The organism is Streptomyces sp. NPDC033131 (assembly GCF_055578365.1).
Map to the genome: position 1 here is coordinate 3,876 of NZ_JBVIPA010000022.1, position 25,843 is coordinate 29,718.

At 71.6% G+C, this 25,843-nt stretch carries 24 protein-coding genes and 2 pseudogenes; 20 read left to right on the forward strand and 6 right to left on the reverse strand.

The window, feature by feature from the left end; genetic code table 11:
- Positions 1-128: 128 nt before the first annotated feature.
- The 3 genes from ACZ5XS_RS25935 to ACZ5XS_RS25945 all read right to left on the reverse strand — a co-directional run bounded on the left by ACZ5XS_RS25935 (position 129) and on the right by ACZ5XS_RS25945 (position 2,787).
- The gene (locus tag ACZ5XS_RS25935) at positions 129-317 is read right to left on the reverse strand and encodes a YbdD/YjiX family protein (RefSeq protein ID WP_468655135.1); all 189 of its coding nucleotides are present in this window, start codon (positions 315-317) and stop codon (positions 129-131) included.
- Complete coding sequence (locus ACZ5XS_RS25940; RefSeq protein WP_468655380.1) at positions 314-2,467, reverse strand: carbon starvation CstA family protein; 2,154 nt, start codon at positions 2,465-2,467, stop codon at positions 314-316. The genes ACZ5XS_RS25935 and ACZ5XS_RS25940 overlap by 4 nt, the downstream gene beginning before the upstream one ends.
- Before the next feature lie 98 nt (positions 2,468-2,565).
- Complete coding sequence (locus ACZ5XS_RS25945; protein ID WP_217242618.1) at positions 2,566-2,787, reverse strand: DUF3311 domain-containing protein; 222 nt, start codon at positions 2,785-2,787, stop codon at positions 2,566-2,568.
- A gap of 166 nt (positions 2,788-2,953) precedes the next feature.
- Between ACZ5XS_RS25945 and ACZ5XS_RS25950 the strand changes: the two genes are divergently transcribed.
- From ACZ5XS_RS25950 to ACZ5XS_RS25970, 5 genes are all read left to right on the forward strand, one after another.
- The gene (locus ACZ5XS_RS25950; RefSeq protein ID WP_468655137.1) at positions 2,954-4,516 is read left to right on the forward strand and encodes a sodium:solute symporter family protein; all 1,563 of its coding nucleotides are present in this window, start codon (positions 2,954-2,956) and stop codon (positions 4,514-4,516) included.
- A complete protein-coding gene (locus ACZ5XS_RS25955) occupies positions 4,513-5,100 on the forward strand; it encodes a SigE family RNA polymerase sigma factor (protein WP_374200277.1) in 588 nt (195 codons plus the stop codon). Before ACZ5XS_RS25950 ends, ACZ5XS_RS25955 begins: the two co-directional genes overlap by 4 nt.
- A gap of 155 nt (positions 5,101-5,255) precedes the next feature.
- Positions 5,256-5,561: a hypothetical protein gene (locus ACZ5XS_RS25960; protein WP_468655382.1), complete on the forward strand. Its 306-nt coding sequence runs from the start codon at positions 5,256-5,258 to the stop codon at positions 5,559-5,561.
- Positions 5,562-5,654: 93 nt separating this feature from the next.
- Positions 5,655-6,215, forward strand: a complete 561-nt coding sequence (locus ACZ5XS_RS25965) for an isochorismatase family protein (RefSeq protein WP_468655140.1) — start codon at positions 5,655-5,657, stop codon at positions 6,213-6,215.
- Between the two features lie 166 nt (positions 6,216-6,381).
- On the forward strand, positions 6,382-7,077 hold the full coding sequence (locus ACZ5XS_RS25970; RefSeq protein ID WP_468655142.1) for a type 1 glutamine amidotransferase domain-containing protein: 696 nt from the start codon (positions 6,382-6,384) through the stop codon (positions 7,075-7,077).
- Positions 7,078-7,166: 89 nt separating this feature from the next.
- On the opposite strand, the gene ACZ5XS_RS25975 is transcribed toward ACZ5XS_RS25970, so the two are convergent.
- Positions 7,167-7,517, reverse strand: coding sequence for a DUF8129 domain-containing protein (locus ACZ5XS_RS25975; RefSeq protein ID WP_468655144.1), 351 nt, complete (start codon positions 7,515-7,517; stop codon positions 7,167-7,169).
- 97 nt (positions 7,518-7,614) lie between these two features.
- Entirely contained in the window at positions 7,615-7,980 is a 366-nt protein-coding gene (locus ACZ5XS_RS25980; RefSeq protein ID WP_468655146.1) for a DUF6479 family protein, read from the reverse strand.
- Between the two features lie 130 nt (positions 7,981-8,110).
- Between ACZ5XS_RS25980 and ACZ5XS_RS25985 the strand changes: the two genes are divergently transcribed.
- From ACZ5XS_RS25985 to ACZ5XS_RS26015, 7 genes are all read left to right on the forward strand, one after another.
- The gene (locus ACZ5XS_RS25985; RefSeq protein ID WP_468655148.1) at positions 8,111-8,485 is read left to right on the forward strand and encodes a four-helix bundle copper-binding protein; all 375 of its coding nucleotides are present in this window, start codon (positions 8,111-8,113) and stop codon (positions 8,483-8,485) included.
- 112 nt (positions 8,486-8,597) lie between these two features.
- Positions 8,598-9,767, forward strand: a complete 1,170-nt coding sequence (locus ACZ5XS_RS25990; RefSeq protein WP_468655150.1) for an acyl-CoA dehydrogenase family protein — start codon at positions 8,598-8,600, stop codon at positions 9,765-9,767.
- A 913-nt stretch (positions 9,768-10,680) separates the two neighbouring features.
- Positions 10,681-11,349 carry a (2Fe-2S)-binding protein gene (locus tag ACZ5XS_RS25995; protein WP_468655152.1) on the forward strand — a complete coding sequence of 223 codons (669 nt, stop codon included), beginning with the start codon at positions 10,681-10,683 and terminating at the stop codon, positions 11,347-11,349.
- A gap of 5 nt (positions 11,350-11,354) precedes the next feature.
- Positions 11,355-12,335 (forward strand): FAD binding domain-containing protein, encoded by a 981-nt coding sequence (locus tag ACZ5XS_RS26000; RefSeq protein ID WP_468655154.1) that lies wholly within the window; start codon positions 11,355-11,357, stop codon positions 12,333-12,335.
- The gene (locus ACZ5XS_RS26005) at positions 12,332-14,527 is read left to right on the forward strand and encodes a xanthine dehydrogenase family protein molybdopterin-binding subunit (protein ID WP_468655156.1); all 2,196 of its coding nucleotides are present in this window, start codon (positions 12,332-12,334) and stop codon (positions 14,525-14,527) included. The genes ACZ5XS_RS26000 and ACZ5XS_RS26005 overlap by 4 nt, the downstream gene beginning before the upstream one ends.
- 184 nt (positions 14,528-14,711) lie before the next feature.
- The gene (locus tag ACZ5XS_RS26010) at positions 14,712-16,055 is read left to right on the forward strand and encodes an XdhC family protein (protein ID WP_468655158.1); all 1,344 of its coding nucleotides are present in this window, start codon (positions 14,712-14,714) and stop codon (positions 16,053-16,055) included.
- Between the two features lie 115 nt (positions 16,056-16,170).
- Positions 16,171-17,034: a helix-turn-helix domain-containing protein gene (locus tag ACZ5XS_RS26015; RefSeq protein ID WP_468655160.1), complete on the forward strand. Its 864-nt coding sequence runs from the start codon at positions 16,171-16,173 to the stop codon at positions 17,032-17,034.
- A 176-nt stretch (positions 17,035-17,210) separates the two neighbouring features.
- Here the strand turns inward: ACZ5XS_RS26015 and ACZ5XS_RS26020 are convergent, their stop codons facing one another.
- Complete coding sequence (locus tag ACZ5XS_RS26020; protein ID WP_468655162.1) at positions 17,211-18,083, reverse strand: helix-turn-helix domain-containing protein; 873 nt, start codon at positions 18,081-18,083, stop codon at positions 17,211-17,213.
- A 180-nt stretch (positions 18,084-18,263) separates the two neighbouring features.
- Here ACZ5XS_RS26020 and ACZ5XS_RS26025 point away from each other — a divergent pair, with 180 nt between their 5' ends.
- From ACZ5XS_RS26025 to ACZ5XS_RS26060, 8 genes and pseudogenes are all read left to right on the forward strand, one after another.
- Complete coding sequence (locus ACZ5XS_RS26025) at positions 18,264-19,280, forward strand: zinc-dependent alcohol dehydrogenase family protein (protein ID WP_468655164.1); 1,017 nt, start codon at positions 18,264-18,266, stop codon at positions 19,278-19,280.
- 86 nt (positions 19,281-19,366) lie between these two features.
- Entirely contained in the window at positions 19,367-20,050 is a 684-nt protein-coding gene (locus ACZ5XS_RS26030; protein WP_468655166.1) for an SDR family NAD(P)-dependent oxidoreductase, read from the forward strand.
- Complete coding sequence (locus tag ACZ5XS_RS26035) at positions 20,047-20,580, forward strand: cyclophilin-like fold protein (RefSeq protein WP_468655168.1); 534 nt, start codon at positions 20,047-20,049, stop codon at positions 20,578-20,580. Before ACZ5XS_RS26030 ends, ACZ5XS_RS26035 begins: the two co-directional genes overlap by 4 nt.
- Before the next feature lie 40 nt (positions 20,581-20,620).
- A complete protein-coding gene (locus tag ACZ5XS_RS26040; protein WP_468655170.1) occupies positions 20,621-20,842 on the forward strand; it encodes an SDR family oxidoreductase in 222 nt (73 codons plus the stop codon).
- 98 nt (positions 20,843-20,940) lie between these two features.
- Positions 20,941-21,231 (forward strand): annotated as a pseudogene (locus ACZ5XS_RS26045) (SDR family NAD(P)-dependent oxidoreductase); the annotation flags it as partial.
- A pseudogene (locus tag ACZ5XS_RS26050) lies at positions 21,200-21,886 on the forward strand (oxygenase MpaB family protein); the annotation flags it as partial. The pseudogenes ACZ5XS_RS26045 and ACZ5XS_RS26050, both read left to right, overlap by 32 nt.
- A gap of 21 nt (positions 21,887-21,907) precedes the next feature.
- The gene (locus ACZ5XS_RS26055) at positions 21,908-24,148 is read left to right on the forward strand and encodes a serine/threonine-protein kinase (protein WP_468655172.1); all 2,241 of its coding nucleotides are present in this window, start codon (positions 21,908-21,910) and stop codon (positions 24,146-24,148) included.
- Positions 24,149-24,202: 54 nt separating this feature from the next.
- Entirely contained in the window at positions 24,203-25,780 is a 1,578-nt protein-coding gene (locus ACZ5XS_RS26060) for a phytoene desaturase family protein (protein ID WP_468655174.1), read from the forward strand.
- Positions 25,781-25,843 lie beyond the last annotated feature (63 nt).

The following is a 25,843-nucleotide window of genomic DNA, read 5'->3' on the forward strand; positions in this document are numbered from 1 at the left end:
TACGTCCCCCCCCCCCCCCCCCCCCCCCCCCCCCCCCCCCCCCCCCCCCCCCCCCCCCCCCCCCCCCCCCCCCCCCCCCCCCCCCCCCCCCCCCCCCCCCCCCCCCCCCACGGTCGGTGACCGGGCCGTCAGCAGCAGCGGCTCTGCGGGTGGCTCTCCCGGTGGAGCGTGCGTTGCACCTGGTACTCGCGGCGGGTCGGTAGCGGCGCGAGCGGGTGGTGGCGTCGATGCCGGTCGCAGTAGCGGTCGTACTCGGCCTCACCCGTCAACTCGCGCAGGTACCAGCGCACCGCCCGCGCCCACCGCCGGACCCTCATGAGCGGGCTCCCGCCAGCGGTGCGGAGGCCTGCTCGGCTACGTCGATGCGCGACTCGACGTACGGCGCCTCCGTGGTCGGCAGGGGAGAGGCGGACCGTACGGCGCGTACGCACACCACCGCGGCGTTCACGATCACCACGGCGACCAGCAGCAGGAAGAGGGAGATGAGTACGCCGTCGACGGTGGAGTTGGTGACCACGGTGTGCATGTCGTCGACGGTCTTGGCGGGCGGGAGGATCTGACCGGCGTCGATGGCGTCGGCGTACCGCGCGCGCTGGGTGAAGAAGCCCACCCTGGGGTCGTCGGAGAAGATCTTCTGCCAGCCGGCGGTGAAGGTGATGGCGACCACCCAGGCCAGCGGGACGCCCGTGACCCAGGCCCAGCGCAGCCGTCCGGACTTGATCAGGACCGTGGTGCAGACGGTGAGGGCGATGGCGGCGAGCAACTGGTTGGCGATGCCGAAGAGCGGGAAGAGCTGGTTGATCCCGCCCAGCGGGTCGGTGGCGCCGGTGTAGAGGAAGTAGCCCCAGGCGGCGACGACGAGGGCGCTGCCCAGCCAGATACCGGGCTTCCAGTTGACCCGGCCGATCGGCTTCCAGACGTTGCCGAGCATGTCCTGGAGCATGAACCGGCCGACCCGGGTGCCCGCGTCGACCGTCGTCAGGATGAACAGCGCCTCGAACATGATCGCGAAGTGGTACCAGAAGGCCTTCATCGCCGTGCCGCCGAAGACCCCGGAGAAGATCTCCGACATGCCGACGGCCAGGGTGGGCGCGCCGCCCGACCGGGCGATCAGGGTCTGCTCCTCGACCGCCTTGGCCGCCTGGGTCAGCTGGTCGGGGGTGATGGTGAAGCCGAGACCGGCCACCGCGTGGGACGCGGACTCGGCCGTCGTGCCGAGGAGGCCCGCGGGGGCGTTCATCGCGTAGAACAGGCCGGGTTCGAGGGTGGCCGCGGCGATCAGCGCCATGATCGCGACGAACGACTCCATCAGCATGGCGCCGTAGCCGATCATGCGGACCTGGGATTCCTTCTGGATCAGCTTCGGGGTCGTGCCCGAGGCGACCAGGGCGTGGAAGCCGGACAGCGCGCCGCAGGCGATGGTGATGAAGAGGAAGGGGAAGAGGGAGCCCGCGAAGACGGGACCGGCGCCCGAGGTGGCGAACTCGCTGACCGCGTCGGCGCGCAGCACGGGGGCGGCGACCACGACGCCGACCGCGAGGAGTGCGATCGTGCCGATCTTCATGAAGGTGGACAGGTAGTCGCGCGGCGCGAGGAGCATCCACACCGGCAGGACCGAGGCGAGGAAACCGTAGCCGACCAGGCAGAACACGAGGGTCGTCGGGCTGAGGGTGAAGGTGTCCGCGAGCGAGGAGTTCTGGATCCAGCCGCCGCCGACGATGGCCAACAGGAGCAGCGCCACCCCGATGAAGCTGGTCTCGACGACCCGGCCGGGGCGGATGCGGTGCATCCAGAAGCCCATGAACAGGGCGATGGGGATGGTCATGGCGACGGAGAAGGTGCCCCAGGGGGAGTGCGCGAGGGCGTTGACCACGACCAGGGCCAGCACACCCAGCAGGATGATCATGATGGCGAACACGGCGACCAGGGCGGCTGCGCCGCCCGCCCGGCCGATCTCGTCACGGGCCATCTGCCCCAGCGACTTGCCGTCCCGCCGCATCGACAGGAACAGCACCACCATGTCCTGCACGGCCCCCGCGAAGATCACCCCGGCGACGATCCACAGCGTGCCGGGCAGGTACCCCATCTGGGCCGCGAGCACCGGTCCCACCAGCGGTCCGGCGCCGGCGATCGCGGCGAAGTGGTGGCCGAGCAGGACCCGGCGGTCGGTCGGCTGGAAGTCGACACCGTCCTCCAGGCGTTCGGCAGGGGTGGCCCGGCGGTCGTCCGGCTTCAGCACACGGCGGGCGATGAAGCGGGAGTAGAAGCGGTAGGCGATGGCGTACGAGCCCAGTGCGGCCACCACCAGCCAGACCGCGGAGATCTCCTCACCGCGGGCCAGGGCCAGGACGCCCCAGGCGACGGCGCCCAGCAGCGCGACGGTCACCCACAGCACGATCGACCGCGGGGACATGCGGGACCGTACGGGCGGCGGCTCCTGTGGCGCCGGGAGACCGGATTCGGGCATGACGGACGTGGGCATGGCGGCTCCTCACCTCGTGGGTGATGTCGTGAGAGGACGTGCGTGAAGATCAGCGACCGGGACGTGACTCCCGTTCGCCCGGATCAGGGATCGCGGTGTTCGTGCCTGGTCAGCGCATACGCGCCGAGCAGACACAGGCCGCACCCCGGCACCCAGGCGAGCTGGTACCAGTAGAAGAACGGCGTGCCCGCGAGCCATGGGCTCGCGCCGGCGTACCAGGGAACCCACAGCAGCCCCGCCGCGGGCGCGAGGAGCAGCACGGCGACGGCGACGCGCCGTAGCCGGGGATGACCGGTCCGTGCCATGACCTGCGCTCCTCTCCCGCTCGCTGTGGGTCTGTGCAAGAGTTGCCCACCCGCCGGAAGTGGTTGACAGCGGATTTCCAGAAGATTTCCGCCGGTGTTCCGTCAACCGAACCAGCCGTCTGCGCAACCAACGGGTGAGATCCAGGCACACCAAGGACGGTGACCCATGGCCGACGGCGCCATGACCGCGACGTTTCTCGCCGTGATCGGCGGAGCGTCGCTGCTCGCCGTGACGGCACGCCGTCTGCACCCCAGCGACCGGCTGCCCTCCCTGGAGGGCTGGGCCCTGGCCGACCGGAGTCTGGGCCCGGTGTGGACCTGGTTCCTGCTCGGCGGCACGATCTTCACCGCGTACACCTTCACCGCCGTCCCCGGCCTGGCGTACGGCAACGGGGCGCCCGCCTTCTTCGCGGTGCCGTACACGGTGATCGTCTGCCCGCTCGCCTTCGTGCTGCTGAGCCGCCTGTGGACCGTGGCCCGCCGGCACGGCTACATCACCGCCGCCGACTTCGTGCGCGGACGGTACGGATCGCCGCCGCTGGCGCTGGTGGTCGCGCTGACCGGGATCCTCGCGACGATGCCGTATCTGGCGCTGCAACTGCTCGGCATACGCGCGGTGCTGACAGCCGGGGGCGTGTACCCGCGCGGGGCGGGCGGGGACCTGGTGATGGTGGCCCTCTTCGCCGGGCTCGCGGTGGCGACCTACCGGCACGGACTGCGCGCGCCCGCCGTCATCTCCGCGCTCAAGGCGGTGGCCGTGTTCGTCTCGCTCACCGCCGTCTGCTGGCTGGTCCTGAACCGGCTCGGCGGCCCCGGCCCGGTCTTCGACGGCGCCGCCCGGCGGCTCGGCGGGACGGACACGGCGCACTCCGCCCTGCTGCTGTCGCCCGCCCAGCAGCCCGCCTACGCCACGCTCGCCCTCGGTTCCGCGCTGGCCCTGCTGATGTACCCGCACGTCCTCACCGCCGGGTTCGCCGCCGACGGCCCCCGCACCCTGCGCAAGGTCTCCGTGGCGCTGCCCGCCTGGACGGCGCTGCTCGCGCTCTTCGGCTTCCTCGGTGTCGCCGCCCTCGCGGTGGGCGTACGGGCGCCGGAGGGTGGCGCGGAGGCCGCCGTGCCGATGCTGGTCGACCGGCTGATGCCGGGGCCGCTGGCCGGGCTGGTGTTCGCCGCGATCACCGTGGGGGCGCTGGTCCCGGCCGCAGTGATGTCCATAGCAGCGGCCACGAGTTTCGTCCGGAACGTGTACGTCGAGTACGTCCATCCCACCGCCACGCCCAAACGGCAGGTGCGGATCGCCAAGGCGGTGTCGCTGACCGCGAAGGTGGGCGCGGTCGCGTTCGTGTTCGGGCTGCGCGACCAGGACGCGATCAACCTCCAGCTGCTCGGCGGGGTCTGGATCCTGCAGATCTTCCCCGCCGTGGCCGTGGGACTGTTCACCGGCCGGCTGCATCCACGGGCGCTGCTGGCCGGCTGGGCCGTGGGCATGGGGGCGGGAACCGTCCTGGTGGTGCGGGAGGGCTTCTCGTCCGTCGTACCGGTCGGCTTCGGCGGCCCCGCGGTGGAGATCTACGCCGGGCTCGTCGCCCTCCTGCTCAATCTGACCGTGGCCGTGGCCGCGACCCTCGCCCTGGAACGTCTCGGCGTCCCGCGCGGCGCCGACCTCACCGACCTGCCGACCCGCCTGGCCGTCAGGCGGCGCCCCGAGACGGGAGCGAACAACTCGTGAGACGCAGACAGAACATTCCCCTCACGCTGCCGCCCGTGCCGCCGCCCGCCCTTCCGGCCGATCCCCTCGTGCCCACGGTGAGCGACCCGGCCGACGTGGAACGGGAGGCCGCCCTGGCCCGCCTGTTCGAGCTGCACTACGCCTCGATGCTGCGGCTGGCCGTGCTGCTCGGCGCGGACGACCCGGAGAACGTCGTGGCCGAGGCGTACTACCAGATCTACCGCAAGTGGCGGCGGCTGCGGGACACCGCGGCGGCCGAGGCGTACCTGCGCTCCACCGTCTGCAACCTGACCCGGATGCGGATACGCCACCTGCAAGTGGCCCGCAGGCACGTGGAGAACCCGCCGGAGGAGGTCGTCGCCTCCGCCGAGAGCACCGCCCTCCTGCACGACGACCAGCGCGTGCTGATCGACGCCCTCCAGCAGCTGCCGGCCCGACAGCGCGAGGCGCTCGTGCTGCGGCACTGGCTCGGGCTGAAGGAGAGTGAGATCGCCGCCGCGATGGGGATCTCCTGCGGGTCGGTCAAGACACACACGGCGCGCGGCATCGCCGCCCTGAGTCAGGCGATGGAGGCCCGGCGATGAACGACACAGGTCGGGGCCGCACCGAGAACGAACGCACGGCGACCGAACGCACGGCCACCGAGGGTACGGAGATCGAACGCACGGCGACCGAACGCACCGGAAGCGAAGACACCAAGACGGGCCGCACGGACGAGAACCGCACCGAGAAGGACCGCATGGAACACGAGCGCGGGAGGGCGCCGGAAGGCGCCCTGGACATGGGCCGGACGGAACGAGAACTGAGCGAAGCCCTGGAGGCGCTGGCCGGCGGAGTACGGGCCGCGCCCGACGCCTACCGCACGGCCCGCGGCGAGTGGCTGCGCCGCGAACGCCGCCGCCGGCTCGTCCTCACCGTCCTGATCGCGGTCGTCTTCACCCTGGCCACGCTGATCGGCCTGTGGGTCCTCAACCAGGCCCCGGCCGACCCCGGCGTCATCTTCTCCGACGCCCGAGCGACGGTCGGGCCGGGGTGGCCGGGGTAGGGAACGCGCGGTACGCCGCTCGGGCCGGCCCGCGTGTCAGTGGGCGGGGCTACTGTCGTGGGCATCCGAACCAGGCCTGAACCAGGGGAAGTCATGACCACACTCGACAACCGTCCGAATACGGCACTCCTCGTCGTCGACGTACAGGAGGGCGTCGTCGAGGAAGCCCACGAGCGCGACACGGTCGTGGCGAACGTCGGCAGTCTCGTCGAGAGGGCACGGCAGGAACGGGTCCCCGTCGTCTGGGTCCAGCATTCCGACGAGCAGCTCGTGAAGGGGAGCGACGACTGGCGGATCGTCCCCGAGCTGACTCCGGGCATCGGCGAGCCGCTCGTCGAGAAGAACTACGGCGACTCCTTCGAGGACACCATGCTCGAAACGGTGCTGTCGGGCCTTGGAGTCGGGCGGCTCGTCGTCGTCGGAGCGTCGACGGACGCGTGCATCCGCTCGACGCTCCACGGCGCGTTCGTCAGGGGATACGACACGACTCTCGTGGGCGACGCCCACACGACGGACGACCAGACGGCGTGGGGAGCGCCGCCGCCGGACCAGGTCATCGCCCACACGAACCTGTACTGGAGCCACCAGACGGCGCCGGGACGGACCGCGGGGACCGTCACGGCCGAGGACGTCGACTTCGGCGGTACGGGCTGACGGACTGACCAACTGGATCTCAGGCAGGCTTGCGCCTACGGTCGAGAGCGTCGCCCGCCGGCGGCAGCAGGCAAGGGTGGCGATGACGCACCCGAGAGAGCCACGCGATCACCGTCCGTCACGGCAGTGCCCCTGTTCGGGACGGACCGTGCTTGAGGAGATGACGATGGCGAAGATCCTTTTTGTGATGACAGGCGCCGACCGGTGGACGCTGGCCGACGGCAGCACGCACCCCACGGGCTTCTGGGCCGAGGAGGCAGCCGTGCCCTACCAGGCCTTCAAGGCCGCCGGGCACGAGGTCACCGTGGCCACCCCCGGCGGCGTGGTCCCGCCCGTCGACGAGGGCAGCCTCAGCTCCGAGGCCAACGGCGGCCCGGAGCAGGCCGCCAAGATCCGCGCCGTGCTCGAGACGGCCCCCGAGTTCCGGTCCCCGATCGCGCTGACCGACGTACGCCTCGACGACTACGACGCGGTCTACGCCCCCGGCGGCCACGGCCCGATGGAGGACCTGGCCGTGAACGCCGACTCGGGCGGCATCCTCACGCGGGCGGTGGGCAGCGGGATGCCGGTCGGTGTGGTCTGCCACGGTCCGGCGGCGATGCTCGCCTCGGTCAGGGAGGACGGCACCAACGCCTTCGCCGGCTACCGCGTCACCGCCTTCACCAACACCGAGGAGCAGCTCGCCGGCAACGCCGAGCGCGCCAAGTGGCTGCTCCAGGACCGCCTGACCGAGGCGGGCGTCAAGGTCGAGGTCGGCGAGCCCTGGGCCCCGCACGTCGAGATCGACCGCAATCTCGTGACCGGCCAGAACCCCGCGTCCTCCGCGCCTCTCGCCGCCGAGCTGCTGAAGAAGCTCGCCTGAACCCCCTGCCGGGGGCAACGGCAGGGCGGGGGGGGGGGGGGGGGGGGGGGGCTGCCCCCCCCCCCCCCCCCCCGCTCCCAGGCTTGTCGCTACGTACGGTCACCCTTCGGCTTGCCCCGCTGGTCCGGGGTGCCGTGCGGCGGCGGGCTGAAGGGCTGCGGCGACGTCGCGGGCGACACGCGGGAGCCGGCGTGGGAGGCGGTCTGCTCGGGACGCAGGGCGCCCGGGTCGCCGGACGTCGGCTCGGCGCCCGCCTCCAGTTGCTCGAGACGTGCCGTCAGTACTGCGGTCACCGGGACGCGGTCGGCGTGCGTCCGCTCGTATGCCAGCAGCTCCTCGACGTCCTGCGCGGTCAGTGACCGTACGCGGCTCTCCAGGCCGCCTATCGGCAGCTGGTCGTAGTCGGGCAGCGGCAGGCTGTCGCGGCCGGAGTCGGCCATGGATCTCACTTCCCTCTGTGCTGTGGGGGGCTCCACGAGTCTGTGACGGCCCCTGCGAACACGGTGCTACGGCCGGCGGGTGCCGACGGCGCCGGTGTCAGCGCCCGCCCGCCCCGCCGCTGCCGAAGGAACCGCTGCTGCCCTCGTCCCAGCGGGGCCGGTCCTTCGGTGCGCTGGTCCGGGTTCCGGCGTTGCCGTGGCCGGGCAGCTGGTGCGGGGTGAGACGGTGGTCGCTCTCCGGGACCTCGTCGGGCTCCCGGTGCTCCCGCACCTCCCGCACCGGACCGCCCTCCGGCGGCCGCGGCTGCTCCTCGGGCGTCGGCCGCGGCGGCTCCCGGCGCTTGACGCGGACACCCAGAGCGAAGGCGCCGATCAGCACCGCCACGATCACCACACCCACCACGACCAGGCCGACGCCGATAGCGCCCCGGCCTGCGGCGATGTCCATCCATGAGGTATCCATGGCATCGCGAGTACCCCTGGCGTCGTCGGTGAACCGACGCCTCGCACGATCGAGCGGCAGGCCCGGAAAACACGCCGGAACCCTGGAAAACACCGGGTTTGGCCCGCTCGGCGGCGGCTACCCGGCCGAGGTGACATCGACGACATCCCAGCAGGAGCTCTTCCGGTTCCTGGAGGACAGGTTCGCCTGCGCCCAGGCCTGCACCGAGTGCGCACGGGCCTGCGCCCTGCGTGCCAGCCTCGTGGATCCGGACGCCACCCAGGAACAGGAACTCGTACGCCGCAAGGGCATCATGTGCGCGGAGGTCTGCGACGCGACGTGCCGGGTGCTCTCGGAGCAGAACCACCTGGACGAGGAGGGCATCCGCGTCCAGCTGGAGTGGTGCCGGTCCGTGTGCCTGGAGGCCGCACACGTCTTCGACCAGTACCCGGGCGCCGAGGACGGCGCGAAGGCGTGCCGGGAATGCGCGCAGGCGTGCTCGGACTTCATGGCCACGCTGGTCTGAGGGTCCGCACGACCAAGGCGTCCGAGGCGCGCGTCCGCACGCCCATTCCCAATTTCTGCAACACGTTCTACCGTGTGCGCCGTCAGGACCGGCCTGGGAGCCTGGAGGCGCCGTGCATCTCGATCACACGCCCGAGCAGCAGCGGCTGCGCACCGAACTGCGCGTCTACTTCGCCCAGCTGGTGGCCGACGCCACCATCACCGACCGGGCCGCCCAGAAGCGCTTCTACCGCGACACCATCCGCCGCCTCGGCAGGGACGGCTGGCTCGGCGTCGGCTGGCCGAAGGAGTACGGCGGCCGGGGCCTGACCGCGATGGAACAGTTCATCTTCTTCGACGAGGCCGCCCAGGCCGGCGTACCGCTGCCGTTGATGGCCCTGAACACCGTGGGCCCGACGATCATGCGGTACGGCACCCAGGAGCAGAAGACGTACTTCCTCCCGAAGATCCTCTCCGGCGAGATCGACTTCGCGATCGGCTACAGCGAGCCCGACGCCGGTACCGACCTGGCGTCCCTGAAGACCCGTGCCGTCCGCGAGGGCGACGAGTACATCGTCAACGGCCACAAGATCTGGACCACCAACGGCGACACGGCCGACTGGGTCTGGCTCGCGGTCCGCACCGACCCCGACGCGCCGCCGCACAAGGGCATCACCATGCTCCTGATGCCGACCACCGACCCCGGCTACTCCTGCACCGTCATCAACACCCTCGCCTCGCACGACACCACGGCCAGCTACTACGAGGACGTCCGCGTCCCCGTCGCCCACCGGGTCGGCGAGGAGAACCAGGGCTGGCGGCTGATCACCAACCAGCTCAACCACGAGCGCGTCACCCTCGCCGCGCACGGCACCATGGCGATCCGCGCCCTGCACGACGTCCAGCGCTGGGCCATGGAGACCAAGCTGGCCGACGGCCGCCGCGTCGTCGACCTGCCCTGGGTCCGCCGCCTCCTCGCCCGCACCCACACCCGGCTCGACGCGCTCAAGCTCCTCAACTGGCGGATGGTGAACGCCGTCCAGGACGGCACCCTCACCCCGCAGGACGCCTCAGCGGTCAAGGTCTACGGATCCGAGGCCCGCCGGGACGCGTACGCCTGGCTCATGGAGATCGTCGGGGCCGCGGGCGCGCTGAAGGAGGGCTCGGCGGGCGCGGTGCTCCGGGGCGAACTGGAACGCGGCTATCGCTCGGCGGTCATCTTCACCTTCGGCGGCGGCAACAACGAGATCCAGCGGGAGATCATCTCGTGGATCGGCCTGGGGATGCCGAGGGTGCGGCGCTAGCCGATGGCTTCGGCCACCTCGATCTGCGAGTGAGTCGCGCCGATCTCCCGCAGTGGTCGGTGGTGGTGCTCCACCAAGTGAAGGTGCCTCGCCGCGGTAGCCGACGTCGGCCCAGGCGTTCCCGCCGTCTCGGCGACGCCATCCGCAGTATGCCGCTGCTCTCGTCAGTGAGCTGTCGGCAGCGGGGCGGCGTGAATTACCCGGAAGGAAGGGCAGTTACTTGCACGGAAAGCAGCATTTATTTTATGGAGTCGGGTGAATTCCTCACAGCCCGGCGAGCGGCATTGAGTCCGCGCACGGTCGGGCTGCCGGAGACCGGAGAGCCACGAAGATTGCCCGGTCTGCGGCGGCGCGCAGGGGCCGTCGGCGGCCGTGCTCGCGACGCTCGTTCGCGTCCTGGACCTGAATGACGAACAGCGGGATCACCTCTCTGGAACGCGCTGTGGGCCGCCCTGTTCACCGATTTGGCCCGGCTGCCGGGGAAGAAGCTCACCTGCGCCGCCGATGCCGGGCAGCCACTGGCGGTCCGGACCGCCGAACCGGTACGCCCTCGCACGACAACCTGCGCTTGCTCTCGTCCTGGACGGCACAGCCGCCCGCACGTGCATCCGACGCTCCCTGATACGCCCTGCATCTTTACCGACTGTCCGATCCGTACTTCCGTGCTTGCATTCGACAGTCTCCCTCCGGCGGGAAAGGCGGTGGAGTTCCCCCTTGGTGAAGAACATCCAGGGAGAAAACTCTCCCTCCCAGACCTGATGCCGATGGTGCGAGACTGCCCGGCGTGACCAACCGCGGGCCTCGCAGCACGTGTGAATTTCCGAGCGCCCGGTGGTGATGACGTCACGGGATTCGCCCCGTCCCTGCCTTTGCGCAGGCCAGGTCCCCGCCCGCCGCGTCCGAAAGCGTATGTATGTCCTCCACTGAGTTCACCGATCCAGACGTTTTGCCCCCCACCGACTTCTCCGACTCCTCCGAGTCCTCCGAGTTCCCGGCACCGCCCACCCGGCGCACTTTCATCGCCACGACCACTGCTGTCGGTGGTGCCGTCGTCGCCGGCGGTCTCATCGTCGGTTCGACTTTCATCGATGCGGAGGAAGCGGCAGCCGACGAGGCCGTACCCACGAGCCGCGTCTCCCTGACGGTGAACGGCTCCCGCCGAACCGTCACGGTCGACAACCGCACCTCGCTCCTCGACCTGCTGCGGGAGCACTTCGGTCTGACCGGCTCCAAGAAGGGCTGCAACGCCGGCGCCTGCGGCGCGTGCACCGTCCTGGTCGGCGGCCGGCGCGTCAACTCCTGCCTGACCCTGACGGCACGTCTGGAAGGTGCTGAGGTCACCACGATCGAGGGCTTGGCCGACGGTGGCGAACTGCACCCGCTGCAGCAGGCGTTCATCGAGCAGGACGCCTTCCAGTGCGGCTACTGCACACCGGGCCAGATCGTTTCAGGGGTCGGCTGCATCCAGGAGGGTCACACCGGTTCACCGGAGGAGATCCGGGAGTGGATGAGCGGCAACATCTGCCGCTGCGGCTGTTACGTGAAGATCGTGCGCGCGGTCGAGCAGACCGCCGGGAAGTAGGGGCCATGCATCCTTTCTCCTTCACCAAGGCCTCCGACACCCGTGAGGCACTCAACGCCGGTCGGCGCGGCGGCCGTTACATCGCCGGCGGCACCACCCTCGTCGACCTGATGCGGGAGACCGTCGAGCGCCCCGAGACCCTGGTGGACATCACCGGCCTGCCGTTGCGCGAGGTCACCGTCACCGAGCGCGGCGGCCTGCGCATCGGTGCGCTGGTGAGCATGGCCGAGACGGCCGCGAACCCGAAGGTACGCACCACGTACCCGGTCGTCTCCGAGGCCCTGGAGCTGAGTGCGTCGGCGCAGCTGCGGAACATGGCGACCATCGGCGGCAACATCATGCAGCGCACCCGGTGCACGTACTTCCGTGATGTGACAGCCGATTGCAACAAGCGCGAGCCGGGATCGGGCTGTGCCGCGCTGGAGGGCTTCAACCGCACGCACGCCATTCTCGGTACGTCCGGCGCCTGCGTGGCCACCCACCCCTCCGACGCTGCCGTGGCGTTCGTGGCGCTGGAGGCGCGGGTGCACCTGCTCGCCCCGGAGGGCGAGCGCACCGTGCCCTTCGCCGACTTCCTGCTGCGACCGGGGAGTACCCCCCAGCGTGAACAGGCCTTGGGGCAAGGCGAGTTGATCACCGCGGTGGAGATCCCGGCGCTTGCGCGTCCGCTGAAGTCCGGCTATCTGAAGGTGCGTGACCGGCAGTCGTACGAGTTCGCCCTCACGTCGGCGGCTGTCGCACTGCACGTGCGCGGCGGGGTGATCCGGGAGGCGAAGGTGGCCGCCGGGGGCGTGGGCACGGTGCCGTGGAAGCTGCCCGCCGTCGAGCAGCACCTGGTCGGTGAGCGTCCCTCGGAGTCGTTGTGGGCGGCAGCCGCTGAGCGAGCCGCCGAGGGAGCCCGCCCGCTGCAGCACAACCGGTTCAAGGTCGAGCTGTTGAAACGGACCGTCGAGCGCCAGTTGCGCATCATAGGAGGAAGCCAGTGAGCCCCCAGCCGCAGGCCGCCGTGGGTGCGCCGCTGTCCCGGGTGGACGGGCGGCTGAAGGTCACCGGCAAGGCGGTGTACGCCGCCGAGAGCGACGTGGACGGGGCGGTGCACGCCGTGATCGTCGACGCGAGCATCGGACGCGGCCGTATCACCTCCGTCGACACAGGCGCCGCCGAGAAGCACCCGGGTGTGCTGCGGGTGATCAGTCACCGCAACGCGCCGAAATTGCCGTACCGCGACAACGCCGGGTCGAACAACCCACCCGGCCGCAGGCTGCGGGTGTTCCAGGACGACCGGGTGCTCTTCCACGGTCAGCCGGTCGCCGTCGTCGTGGCCACGACCCTGGAGGCCGCGCAGCACGGCGCAAGTCTGGTCGAGGTCCGCTACGACGCAGAGGAACCCTCGACCGACCTGCACGAGGCCGAGCCGGGCAAGCCGACGGACTACGCGCGCGGTGACGCGGAAGCCGGCCTGCGTTCCTCGGCCGTACGGCTGGACCTGACCTACCAGCTGGCGCGCAACCACCACAACGCGATGGAGCCGCACGCCACCATCGCCCGCTGGGACGGCAACCGGCTGACCGTGTGGGACAAGACGCAGTGGGTGATGGGCACACACGACGAGCTCGCCGCTGTGTTCGACCTGCCCGCGGAGTCGGTGCGCGTCATCAACCCGTTCGTCGGAGGCGGTTTCGGCAGCGGGCTGCGGTGCTGGCCGCACACGGTCGTCGCCGCGGTGGCGGCGCGGGTGACGGGCCGTCCGGTGAAGCTGGTGCTGAGCCGTCGGCAGATGTACTTCGGTACCGGCTTCAGGCCGTCGTACGCGTACCGGCTGCGGTTGGGCAGCGACCGGCGCGGCCGGCTGTCCGCGGCGATCCATGACATCGACGCCGAGACCTCCTCGTACGAGACGTTCACCGAGGCCGTCATGGGCGCGGGGCAGATGACGTACAGCATGCCCAACGTCAGCCAGGCGTACCGGCAGGTGCCGCTGGATGTGAACACCCCGATCTGGATGCGCGGCCCCGGCTTCGCCTCGGCGTCCTTCGCGATCGAGTCGGCCATGGACGAGCTCGCGGACCGGCTCGGCATCGACCCGATCGAGCTGCGCCGGCGCAACGAGCCGGACGAGGACGAGGCGGCGAACCTGCCGTTCTCCACTCGTCGGCTGCGCGAGTGCTACACCGTGGGTGCCCGCGAGTTCGGCTGGCAGCGGCGCTCGTCGCGGCCGCGGTCGCGACGCGAGGGCGACTGGCTGATCGGCATGGGCATGGCCACCGGCGTCTATGACTGCGGGCGTTTTCCCGCGCAGGCCCGGGCCCGGCTGGACGCCGACGGCACCGCGGTGGTCGAGGCGGCCACCAGCGACATGGGGCCGGGCACCTACACCTCGCAGACCCAGGTGGCCGCGGACGCGCTCGGGCTGACCATGCGTACGGTGACCTTCCGGCTCGGCGACTCGCTGTATCCGCCGACGTCGCCGCACGGTGGCTCGGCGACCATGGCCAGCGTCGGCTCGGCCGTCGTCGACGCCTGCAACCAGGTGCGGCAGCAGGCGATCAAGCTGGCCGTCGAGGACCGCGCGTCGCCGCTGTACGGGGTGGACGCCGGCGAGGTGGTGGTGCGCGGCGGTCGGCTGCACGTGCAGGGCAACCCGGCGCGCGGTGAGAGCTACCGCAGCCTGCTGGCCCGCCACGGCCGTACCCATGTGGCAGCGCGTGGTGAGTATGCCGGGGCCCCCAGTCCCGCGCGGCGCTCCTACTTCGCCTACAACGCGACCTTCGCGGAGGTCGCCGTGGACGCGGCCCTGGGTCTGGTGCGGGTGCGGCGGATGCTCGGGGTGTACGACGCGGGCCGGATCATCAGCCCGAAGCTGGCCGAGAGCCAGGCCTTCGGCGGCATCGTGGGCGGCATCGGCACCGCCCTGCTGGAACACACCGTCACCGACCACCGCGACGGCCGGATCGTCAACGCCAACCTGGCCGACTACCTCGTACCCGTCAACGCCGACGTCCCCGAGGTCAGGGCGGTCTACCTGGACGGCGAGGACAACGACGGCAACCTTCTGGGCGTGAAGGGGCTCGGTGAGGTCGTGCAGGTGGGTGTGGCGGCCGCGATCGGCAACGCGGTCTTCAACGCCACCGGCCGCCGGGTCCGCGAACTGCCCATCACCGCCGAGGCGTTGCTCTGACCCCAGCACGTCGGCACGTCCATTGACCGGTCCGGCTGGTGGCCCCCCCACGCCTTTGAGGCAGTGGGGGAAGGTCCCCCGGCCGGTTGCCGGACCTCCCCGGGGCCGCCGCCGCCCATGCACTCCCCCGTCGGCGCGGCGGCGGCCCGCCCCACGCGCCCACGGCGAACCACGGAGAAGCCCCATGCTCAACATCGCGGACACACTGCAGCACTGGTGCCGCGAGGCACGTCCCTTCGCCCTGGCCACCGTCGTCGACGTCCGCGGCAGCGCACCGCTGCCGGTCGGTACGTCGGTCGCGGTGGACGCCGACGGCAACGCCGTCGGCAGCATCTCCGGCGGCTGTGTCGAGGGTGCGGTCTACGAGCTGTGCAGGCAGGTGCTGGGGGACGAGGGTGCTCCTCGGCGTGCCTGGTTCGGCTACTCCGACGACGACGCCTTCGCCGTCGGCCTGACCTGCGGCGGCGAACTCGAAGTCCTCGTCCAACGCGTCGACCCCGTGACCGACGCCCATCTCGGCGTCGCCCTGGACGACATCGTCCAGGGCAGGCCCACCGCCATGGCGCAGGTGGTCGACGGCCCGCACCACCTGCTGGGCCGCACGGTGTGTGTCCGTGCCGACGGTACCGCCTCCTACGGAACCCTGGACGGAGGGCTGGGAGACCGTGCGGTGACCGCCCGGGCGGTCGCCCTGCTCCGCTCGGGACGTACCGCCCGCGTCGAGCTGGGCGGGGACGGCGACACCTGCCCGGACCGGCTGTCCGTCCTCGTCCATGTGGCGACGTCCCGCCCCCGCATGCTGATCTTCGGCGCGGTCGATTTCGCCGCCGCGCTCAGCCGGGCCGGGGCCTTCCTGGGCTATCGGGTCACCGTCTGCGACGCACGTCCCGTCTTCGCGACCGCTGCGCGCTTCCCGGACGCGGACGAGGTGGTGGTCGACTGGCCCCACCGGTACCTGGAGCACACCGCAGTGGACGGCCGTACCGCAGTGTGCGTCCTCACCCACGACGCCAAGTTCGACATCCCCCTGCTCCGGCTGGCCCTCGACCTGCCGGTCGGTTACGTCGGTGCCATGGGATCGCGGCGCACGCACGAACAGCGTCTGCGCCTCCTGCGCGAACAGGGCCTGTCCGACGAACACATCGCCCGCCTGCGCTCCCCGATCGGCCTGGACCTCGGAGCTCACACACCGGAAGAGACGGCCGTCTCCATCGTGGCCGAGATCATTGCCTCCGCCAACCTCGGCAGCGGCCTCCCCCTCTCCCGGGGAACAGGCCCGATCCACCGTCCGATGTCCGCCCCGACCGGCGGCCGGCCCGGACACGAGAAGGCAGTCGCACGCGCCGGTGTGGGACACGGCACGGGATCCTTGATGCACAACGGTTCCCCCCGAGCCGGCGACGCGAGCCGTGCGGTCGCCGAGCTGGGCCACGTACCGGCCACGCCGGCCGGAGCGCCAGTGAACCGGACGGATGGTGCCGCGGCCAACGTCCCCGCAACCCAGCCCCGCGCCCTCGCGGAGCCGTGACCGCCGTACCCCGCCTGACCTGTGGGCCTTCCCTCCCGCAAGGGCGCGACCAGAAGGCCCGGGCTGTCAGGACTCCGCCCCGTCATGGGGCCCCATCCTTGGGAGAATGGCTGACATGACCGACAGCGCAGCCCGTGAGCTGGGCGAATTCCTGAAAACCCGGCGTGCCGAGCTGACCCCGCGCTCGGTCGGACTGCCCGACTCGGGAGCCCCGCGCCGAGTACCGGGTCTGCGCCGGGAGGAAGTGGCCTTGCTGGTCGCGATCAGTACGGACTACTACACACGGCTGGAACAGGGACGCAGCGACGTGTCCGAGCCCGTGCTGGCCGGTATCGCCCGGGTTCTGCAGCTCGACGACGACCAGCGGGAGTACGTCTTCGAGCTGGCGGGAAAGGCGACCGGCCGCCCGCGCCGACCCGAGGTACAGGTCGTCAACCCGCAGTTGCAGCGACTGCTCGACGACCTCGCCTCCATCCCGGCCGTGGTTCTCGGGCGCCAGACGGACGTCCTGGCGTGGAACGAGATGGGGGCTGCCCTGGTCGGGGACTTCGGAAAGATCCCGGAGAAGGATCGCAACTACGCGAAGATGATCTTCTCCGACCGTATGAGAGGGCTCTACGCCGACTGGGAGGCCGCGGCCCGTATGTCCGTCGCGCAACTGCGCATGGAGGCGGCCCACGACCCCGACTCCCCGACGCTCGTCGCGCTGGTCGAAGAGTTGTCGGAGCGAGACGCGGACTTCCGGCGATGGTGGGCCGAGCGTCACGTGGCCGCCCGAAAGGTCGGCGCCAAGACGCTGAACCATCCGGCCGTCGGCGAGCTCGTCCTCGAATGGGACACCCTCACCTGCAGCACCGACCCCGATCAGCAACTGACCATCTGGACCGCCGCGGCCGGCACGCCCACGCACGATCGGCTGCGCCTTCTTGCGGCCTGGGTGGCGGACGGGAACTCGCTCGCCCCTGGCGCGGCGAGCTGACGACGCTGTGGCGCACGGGCGGCGACCGGACCCCGGCCGCCGCCTCCGGCACGGGTGGCGGCGCCGGAACGCCTGTGAGCTCGCCCCCCGCCGTCCCGCGTCGGGACAGCCGGCCTTCTGCCGTCGGGACGGCCTTTCGCCCCCCCACGGGGCGCGGGGCGCGATCCACGTCGCGGTCAGCCGACGGGGGAGGAGGAGGCCGGCAGGTCCTGGTCGGCGGCCCAGGAGGCCAGGATGCGCAGCCGTTCGTGGGTGGGGGAGCCGGGCCCGGCGGTCCAGACGGTGAGGTGCTGGTCGGGGTCGGTGTTGGCGGTGAGGGTGTCCCAGTCCAGGACGAGTTCGCCGACGACGGGATGGTTCAGTGTCTTCGTGCCCACGGTGCGGGCGGCGACGTGGTGATCGCCCCACCAGCGGGCGAACTGCTTGTCCCGCAGGGACAGTTCACCGACCAGCTCGATCAGGCGGGGATCCTCGGGATACTTGGCGGCCTCCATGCGCAGCTGGGCGACGGCGATGTGCGCGGAGCTCTCCCAGTCGGCGTACAGGGTGCGCATGGCGGGATCCGTGAAGATGATTCGCGGGTAGTTGCGGTGCTTCTCCGGGAGGCGGGAGAAGTCGGTGACCAGGGCGGCGGCCAGCGCGTTCCAGGCCAGGACGTCCCCGCGCCGGCCCTGCACGACGGCGGGAGTGGCGGTGAGGTCGTCCAGGACCCGCTGCAACTGTGGCTGGACCTTCTGCCGGCCGCGGCGCCGGGTGCGGGTGGTGGTCTTGCCGGCGAGCTGGAAGAGGTAGCCCCGCTCGTCGTCGTCCAGGTGGAGCACCCGGGCGAGGACGTCCAGTACGGGCGCCGATGCCTGCATACGGCCCTGTTCGAGACGCGTGTAGTAGTCGGTGCTGATGCTGGCGAGCTGGGCGACCTCCTCGCGGCGCAGCCCGTCCACCCGGCGGGGCCGGTCGGTTTCGGGGAGGCCCACCGTGCGCGGGCTCAGCTCGGAGCGGCGCTTCTTGAGGAATTCTCCCAGCTCATTGAGGGGGACGTTCGCAGTCATGCTGCCAGCATGACACCGGTCTCACCTCGGGAAGGGGGGAGAATTTCCTCCCAGGATGTTCCCTTCCCGGGATGATTTTCTCCGCTTTTCGCGCCTGCCCTCGCGTGTGAGGCTCGATGTCGAGCAGCCGAACCTGACCCCGGCTGCGGGACACCGACCTCGCACCGAAGGAAAGACCCCATGCGCGGAGCAGTCATCTACGCCCCCGGAGACGTGCGCTTCGAGAACCTCGACGACCCGAAGATCATCAATCCGACAGACGCGTTGATCCGCACGGTCGCCACCTGCGTGTGCGGCTCGGACCTGTGGCCCTACCGGGGCGCGGAACCCATCGGCGAACCGCACCCGATGGGGCACGAGTACGTCGGCATCGTCGAGGAGGTGGGCAGCGAGGTCGCCAACGTCAGGCCGGGCCAGTTCGTGGTCGGTTCCTTCGCCACGTCGGACAACACCTGCGCGAACTGCCTGAGCGGCTGGCAGTCCTCCTGTCTGAACCGCGAGTTCATGAGCACCTGCCAGGCCGAGTACGTGCGCATCCCCAACGCCCACGGCACCCTGGTCGCCACGGACGAGCACCCGCCTGCCGAGATGGTGCCCAGCCTGCTCGCCGTGTCCGACGTGATGGGCACCGGCTGGTACGCCGCCCTCGCCGCCGAGGTGAAGCCCGGCTCGACGGCCGTCGTGGTCGGTGACGGAGCGGTCGGCCTGTGCGGTGTCATCGCCGCGAAGGAGCTGGGTGCGGGGCGGATCATCGCCATGTCCCGTCACGCATCCCGCCAGAAGCTCGCCCTGGAATTCGGCGCCACCGACATCGTGGCCGAGCGCGGCGACGAAGGCATCGCCCGGGTCAAGGACCTCACGGGCGGCATCGGCGCCGACAGCGTGCTGGAGTGCGTCGGCACCGCGGATTCGATGCGGCAGGCCCTGCACTCCACCCGGCCCGGCGGCAACGTCGGCTTCGTCGGCGTCCCGCACGAGGTGGCCATCGACGGCCAGGAGCTGTTCTTCTCCCACGTCGGCCTGCGCGGCGGCCCCGCCCCCGTACGCCGCTACCTGCCTGACTTGATCGACCGTGTGCTGACCGGCCGGATCAACCCGGGCAAGGTCTTCGACCTCAGCCTGGCCCTGGACCAGGTTGCCGAGGGTTACCGGGCGATGGACGAGCGCCGCGCCGTCAAGGCCCTGCTCAAGCCCTGAGTGCAGACGCGTCCACACCCGGGTCCGCACCGAAGCGGTGCGGCCACAGGACCCGGCAACCACCCCCGCTCACCCAAGGACCGACCATGACGACCTTCGCCCTCGTCGGCGCCGGCCCCGGTCTCGGACTCGCCACCGCCCGCCGCTTCGGAGCCGCCGGCCACACCGTCGCCCTCATCGCCCGCGACGCGGAGAAGCTGGACGGTCTGACGGCCGCACTCGCTCGTGACGACATCCAGGCGCGCGGCTACACGGCCGATGTCCTCGACGTCGAGTCCCTGACGGCGGCCCTGTACGCAGCGGCGGCCGACCTGGGCGCCGTCGAGATTCTCCAGTACAGCCCCGTGCCCCGCGCCGACTTCATGAAGCCGGTCCTCGACACGAGCGCCGACGACCTCGACGCCCCGCTCGCCTTCTCCGTCAAGGGCCCCGTCGCCGGCGTGCACGCCGTCCTGCCCGGCATGCGGCAACTGGGCCGCGGCACCCTGCTGTTCGTCAACGGCTCCAGCGCCGTGCGACCCAACCCGAAGGTCGCCGGCACCTCGATCGCCTTCGCCGCCGAAAGCGCCTACGTCCGCATGCTGCACGACGTGCTCGCCCCGGAGAACATCCACGCCGCCCAGCTGATCATCCCCGGAGCCATCCGGCCCGACGCCGAGCACAGCAGCCCCGACGTGCTGGCCGAGCGCCTGTACGACATCCACACCAAGCACGACGGCTTCCGCCACTACGCCGAGCCCCTGCCCGACCAGCCACTGGACGCCCCGTGAACCCGGCATCCCTTCGCGCTCTCGCCCGCGTGGGCCCGGCCGCCGCCCTGCTGCTGGTCATGACCGCCTGCGCCGACGGGTCCCCGCCCGCCGCCTCCTCCGCCTCCTCTGCTTCCGAGCCCGCGTCGCCGCAGGCTTCGACGGCCCCGGCAACCACCACACCGACCGGCAGGACCACCGCGATGAACATCCGGCTCACCCTCGACGGCCACCCCGTCGCCGCCACCCTGAACGACAGCCCCACCGCCCGCGACCTCGCCGCCCAACTCCCACTGACTCTGTCCCTGCGCGACCTCAACCAGGCCGAGAAGATCGCCGATCTGCCCCGGAAGCTGTCCACCTCCGGCGCCCCGGAAGGTGCCGACCCCGAGGTCGGTGACCTGGCGTACTACGCGCCGTGGAACCAGCTCGCCACCTACTACCGCGACGCCCCCTACGCCACCGGCCTGGTCATCCTCGGGCACATGGCCGACGGCGGCGCCGAGCAGCTCGCCACCGCCGACGAGATCACCGTCGAAGCCGCGCCCTGACCCGCCCCACCTCTTTTCCACGCAAGGAGAGACCACACGTATGCCTTCCGCGTCCGGGACCACCCCCGGCAAGCTCCCCTTCGTCGTCTGGGTGCTCGCCGCCGGCACGTTCCTGATGGGGACCACCGAGTTCGTCGCCGAGCCGATCGGACGCCTCGGAACACCACAAGAGATCGCAGTCGCCGTGCTCCGGCTCTGCTCGGACGCCGCCTCCTTCGCCACCGGCCACGCCCTGGTCGTCGACGGCGACCGAACCGCCTGACCGCGGCTCATGACAAGGCGTCACGCCGACGCAGCCCACCCGGGCAGCGTCGACACCCTCGGATCGCCACACCTCCGCACCCGAAGGGACAACACGACGTGAACCCCACGTACGACTTCACCGGCCAGGTCGCCCTCGTCACCGGGGCCGGCGCCGGTATGGGTCTGGCGACCGCCCGCGCGTTCGCCCGGTCCGGAGCCGCCGTCGCCCTCACCGACATCGACGAAGCGGCCCTGAACGCGGCCGCGAAGGAACTCACCGACGCCGGCCACCAAGCCCTCGCCCTCACCTGCGACGTCAGCGACGAGAACCAGGTCGCCTCCGCCGTCGACCGTACGGTGGAGACCTTCGGCCGCCTCGACATGGCCTACAACAACGCCGGCATCCAAAGCGGGCGCCCGGGTCCGGAAGATCCACGGCAAACTGGGGGCGACCGACCCCGGCACCGGCGAACGCTACGGCGTCGACGAGCCCGAGCTGCTGCTGTGGGTGCACTGCGCCGAGATCGACTCGTATCTGCAGGTGGCGCGCCGCTCCGGCTTCCCGCTCACCGACGCGCAGGCCGACCGCTACCTGCGCGAGCACCGGGTCAGCGCCCGGCTGGTGGGCCTCGACCCGAACGCCGTACCGGCCGACCGGGCCGAGATGAACGCCTACTTCGCGAAGGTCCGGCCCCAGCTCGCCGCCGGAGAAGAGGCACGCGCGGTGGACGACTTCCTCCTACGCCCTCCGACGCACCCTCTTCTCGTCCCGGCGCGCGAGGTGCTGTGGCGGCGCCTGGCGCATCTGGCGTACGCCGCTCTGCCGCCGTTCGCCCACGAGCTGTACGGCAGGCCGGCCCCGGAACCCGCCGCCGTCACCCGACAGTTGCGCGCCACGGGGACCCTGCTGCGCTGCATCCCCGCACGTGTGCGCTGGCAGCTCCCGCCCAAACACATCCTGCGCGCCATGTCCCGTCTGGGCCCGGGCTCCCGCCCGGCGCCGTACAAACTCGGACGACAGCTCGCCATACTGGACGAGTCAGGGGAGGGCGGGGCGCGGTGACGACGGGGGCGGTCGCAGCAGATGGGGGACGACAGGCTTATCCAGGGCCGGTACCGGTTGCTCGAGGTGATCGGGCGCGGTGGCATGGGCGAGGTCTGGCGGGCGCGGGACGAGTCGCTGGGCCGGCATGTCGCCGTGAAGTGCCTCAAGCCGCTGGGCGCACAGCACGACCAGGCCTTCACCCGGGTCCTGAGAGAGCGGTTCCGGCGCGAGGCCCGGGTGGCGGCCGCCCTCCAGCACCGGGGCGTGACCGTCGTCCACGACTTCGGCGAGTACGACGGCGTCCTCTACCTCGTCATGGAGCTCCTGGAGGGCCGTAACCTCAGCCAGCTCCTGGAGGACAACAAGCGGCACCCGCTGCCCGTGGCGGACGTCGTCGAGATCGCCGACCAGGTCGCCGCCGCCCTCGCGTACACGCACCGGCAGGGCATCGTGCACCGTGACCTGAAACCCGCGAACATCGTGCGGCTCACCGACGGCACGGTGAAGATCTGCGACTTCGGGATCGCCCGGCTCGGCGCGGACATCGGCTTCACCTCACGGCTGACCGGCACCGGCATCGCGATGGGCACGCCGCACTACATGTCGCCGGAGCAGATCGGCGGCTCAGAGGTCGACCAGCGCAGCGACCTGTACTCGCTGGGCTGCGTGCTGTACGAGATCGCCACCGGGGCGCCGCCGTTCGACCTCGACGACGCCTGGTCGATCCTCATCGGCCACCGTGACACGCCGCCCCGCCCGCCGCGCAGCCACCGCTCCGAGCTGCCCGCCTACCTGGACCAGGTCATCCTCGACCTGCTGGCCAAGGAGCCGGGGCAACGCCCGAACGACGCCAGGGAGCTGGGCCGCCGGATCGATGCGGGCCGGTCCACCCCGGCCTATGTGCCGACCGTCGTCACCCCGCAACCGGACCTGCGCCCGCCCGAGCCCGCACGGCCCCGCGAGGTGCGCCTGCCGTCCTGGACGCGGGGCATGACCACCGGCCACAAGGCCACCGGCGCCGGCCTGCGCACCACACCCCCGGACGCCGACGCGGGCCTCACCGGCGAGTGGATCCCGCGCTCCCTCACGGGCCGGACCGAGGAACCCGTACCGGACGCGCCGCCCACCCCCTCCGCGGAAGCGGTCACCGCCCTCGCCGGACGGCACAACGCCGGGCTCAGTCTGGGGCGGCTGGGCCGCTGGGCCGAGGCCGGCGAGGTGCACCGCGCGGTCGCCGCCGAACGCGAACACCTGCTCGGCCCCGACCACCCCGACACCCTGGCCAGCCGCTACGAGGTCGCCTTCACCCTCAGCCGCACCGGCCGCGCCGCCGACGCCCTGCGGGAGTACAAGCACGTCACCCGGGCGAGAAGCATCGCGCTCGGCCCTGACCACCCCGACACCCTCGCCGCCCGCCAGGAGATGGCGTACGTCCTCGGCCAGTTGGGCCGCCACTTCGACGCACACCAGGTCTACAACTCCGTCCTCGCCGCCCGCGAGCGCGCCATGGGCGCCGACCACCCCGACACCCTGCGCTGCCGCCACAACCTGGCCTTCAACCTCAGCAGACTCGGGCGCCTGGAGGACTCGTACCGCATGGCCTGCGAGGTGGCGGCCGCCCGCGCCCGCGTCCTCGGCGCGCACCACCCCGACACCCTGGTCACCCGCTACGAGGTCGCCTACGCACTCGGCCAGCTGGGTCGCTGGCCGGAGGCTCTGCAGACCTACCGCGAGGTCGCCGAGGCCCGCGCCCAGGCCCTCGGCCCCGACCACGCCGACACCCTCGCCGCCCGCTACGAGATCGGCATCAGCCTCGGCCGCCTCGGCCGCAGCGCGGAAGCCCTTCAGCTCTACCGCGACCTCATCGACGACCGCACCCGCGTGCACGGCGCCGCCCACCCCGAAACCCTCCGCGCCCGGCACGGCCTCGGCGTCAACCTCGGCCGCCTCGGCCGCTGGGAGGAAGCCCTCGCCGAGTCCCGCGACGTGTGCGCCGTCCGCGGGCGCGTCCTCGGACCCGACCACCCGGACACCCTGGTCAGCCGCCGGGAGGTCGCCGTCGGCCTCGGCTGGCTCGGCCGCTGGCCGGACGCGCTCACCGAGTACCGGCGCGTCGCCGACGCCCGCGAGCGTGTCCTCGGCGCCGACCACCCCGACACCCTCGCCAGCCGCAACGACGAGGCCCACTGCCTGGAACAGCTCGGCCGGGGCGCGGAGGCGGTCGAGCTGTACCGGAGGGTGGCGGCGCTGCGGCAGCAGCGGGCGTCGGGCGGCCGCTGACTCCGACGCGGTCCATCTCTGGCCGATGTGGATCACCCCGTGTTACCAAGAACCATGCCTGCACACGAGGGACACCCCGGACACCGCACGTACGACGCCGTCATCGTCGGCGGTGGCCACAACGGCCTCGTCGCCGCCGCCTACCTGGCCCGGGCCGGACGGTCCGTGCTGGTGCTGGAACGGCTGGACCACACGGGGGGCGCAGCCGTCTCCACGCGGCCCTTCGCCGGCGTGGACGCACGGCTGTCGCGCTACTCCTACCTGGTCAGCCTGCTGCCGAAGAAGGTCGTGCGGGACCTCGGCCTGGACTTCCGCGTCCGGACCCGCACCGTCTCGTCGTACACCCCCGTGGAGCGGGACGGCCGGCCGACCGGGCTCCTGGTCGGCGGGGGTGAGCGGCGCACCCGGGAGGCGTTCGCGCGGCTCACCGGCGGGGAGCGCGAGTACCAGGCGTGGCAGCGCTTCTACGGCATGACCGCCCACGTGGCCCAGCGGGTCTTCCCGACTCTCACCGAGCCGCTGCCCGGCCGTGACGAACTGCGCGAGCGCATCGACGACGAGGAAGCCTGGCGGACCCTTTTCGAGGAGCCCATCGGGGCCGCGATCGAGGACCGCTTCAGCGACGACCTGGTGCGGGGCGTGGTCCTCACCGACGCCCTCATCGGGACCTTCGCCGACGCCCACGACCCCGCTCTCCCGCAGAACCGCTGCTTCCTCTATCACGTGATCGGCGGCGGCACGGGCGCCTGGGACGTACCCGTCGGCGGCATGGGCGCCCTCACCGACGCCCTCGCCACGGCAGCTCGTGACGCGGGCGCGGTCCTCGCCACCGGGCACGAGGCCGTACGCATCGACACGGACGGACGTACCGCCGAGATCACCTATCGCACCGCCGACGGGGAGGCCGTCGCGACCGCTCGGCACGTCCTCGTCAACGCCTCCCCGCAGGAGCTGGCCGTGCTCACCGGCGACGAGCCGCCCGCCCCCGCCGAGGGAGCCCAGCTCAAGGTGAACATGCTCCTCACCCGGCTGCCGAGGCTGCGCGACGGCTCCGTCGACCCCCACGAGGCGTTCTCCGGCACCTTCCACATCGCCGAGGGGTACGAGCAACTGGCCACCGCCCACACCCAGGCCGCCGCCGGTGAACTGCCCACCGCCCCGCCCTCCGAGATCTACTGCCACTCACTCACCGACCCGACGATCCTCGGCCCGGACCTCGTCGAACAGGGCTACCAGACACTGACGCTGTTCGGTCTGCACACACCCGCCCGGCTCTTCGACCGGGACAACGACACCGTGCGCGAGGAGCTTCTGAAGTCGACTCTCGCGCAGTTGGACGCCCATCTCGCCGAGCCGCTGGCCGACTGCCTGGCGACCGACGCCGACGGACGGCCCTGCATCGAGGCGAGGACACCCCTGGACCTGGAGCGCGACCTCAGGCTGCCCGGCGGCAACATCTTCCACCGCGAACTGACCTGGCCCTACGCCCAGGAGGGCACCGGCCGCTGGGGGGTGGAGACCCGGCACGCGAACGTGCTGCTGTGCGGGGCGGGCGCGGTACGCGGGGGAGGGGTGAGCGGGGTACCGGGGCACAACGCCGCCATGGCCGTGCTGGAGCAACTCGACGGCTGACGCCCGGACCCGGGTGCCTCCGTCGCCCGCGGCATCGTGCCGGTGACGGAAAAGACGCGGTCA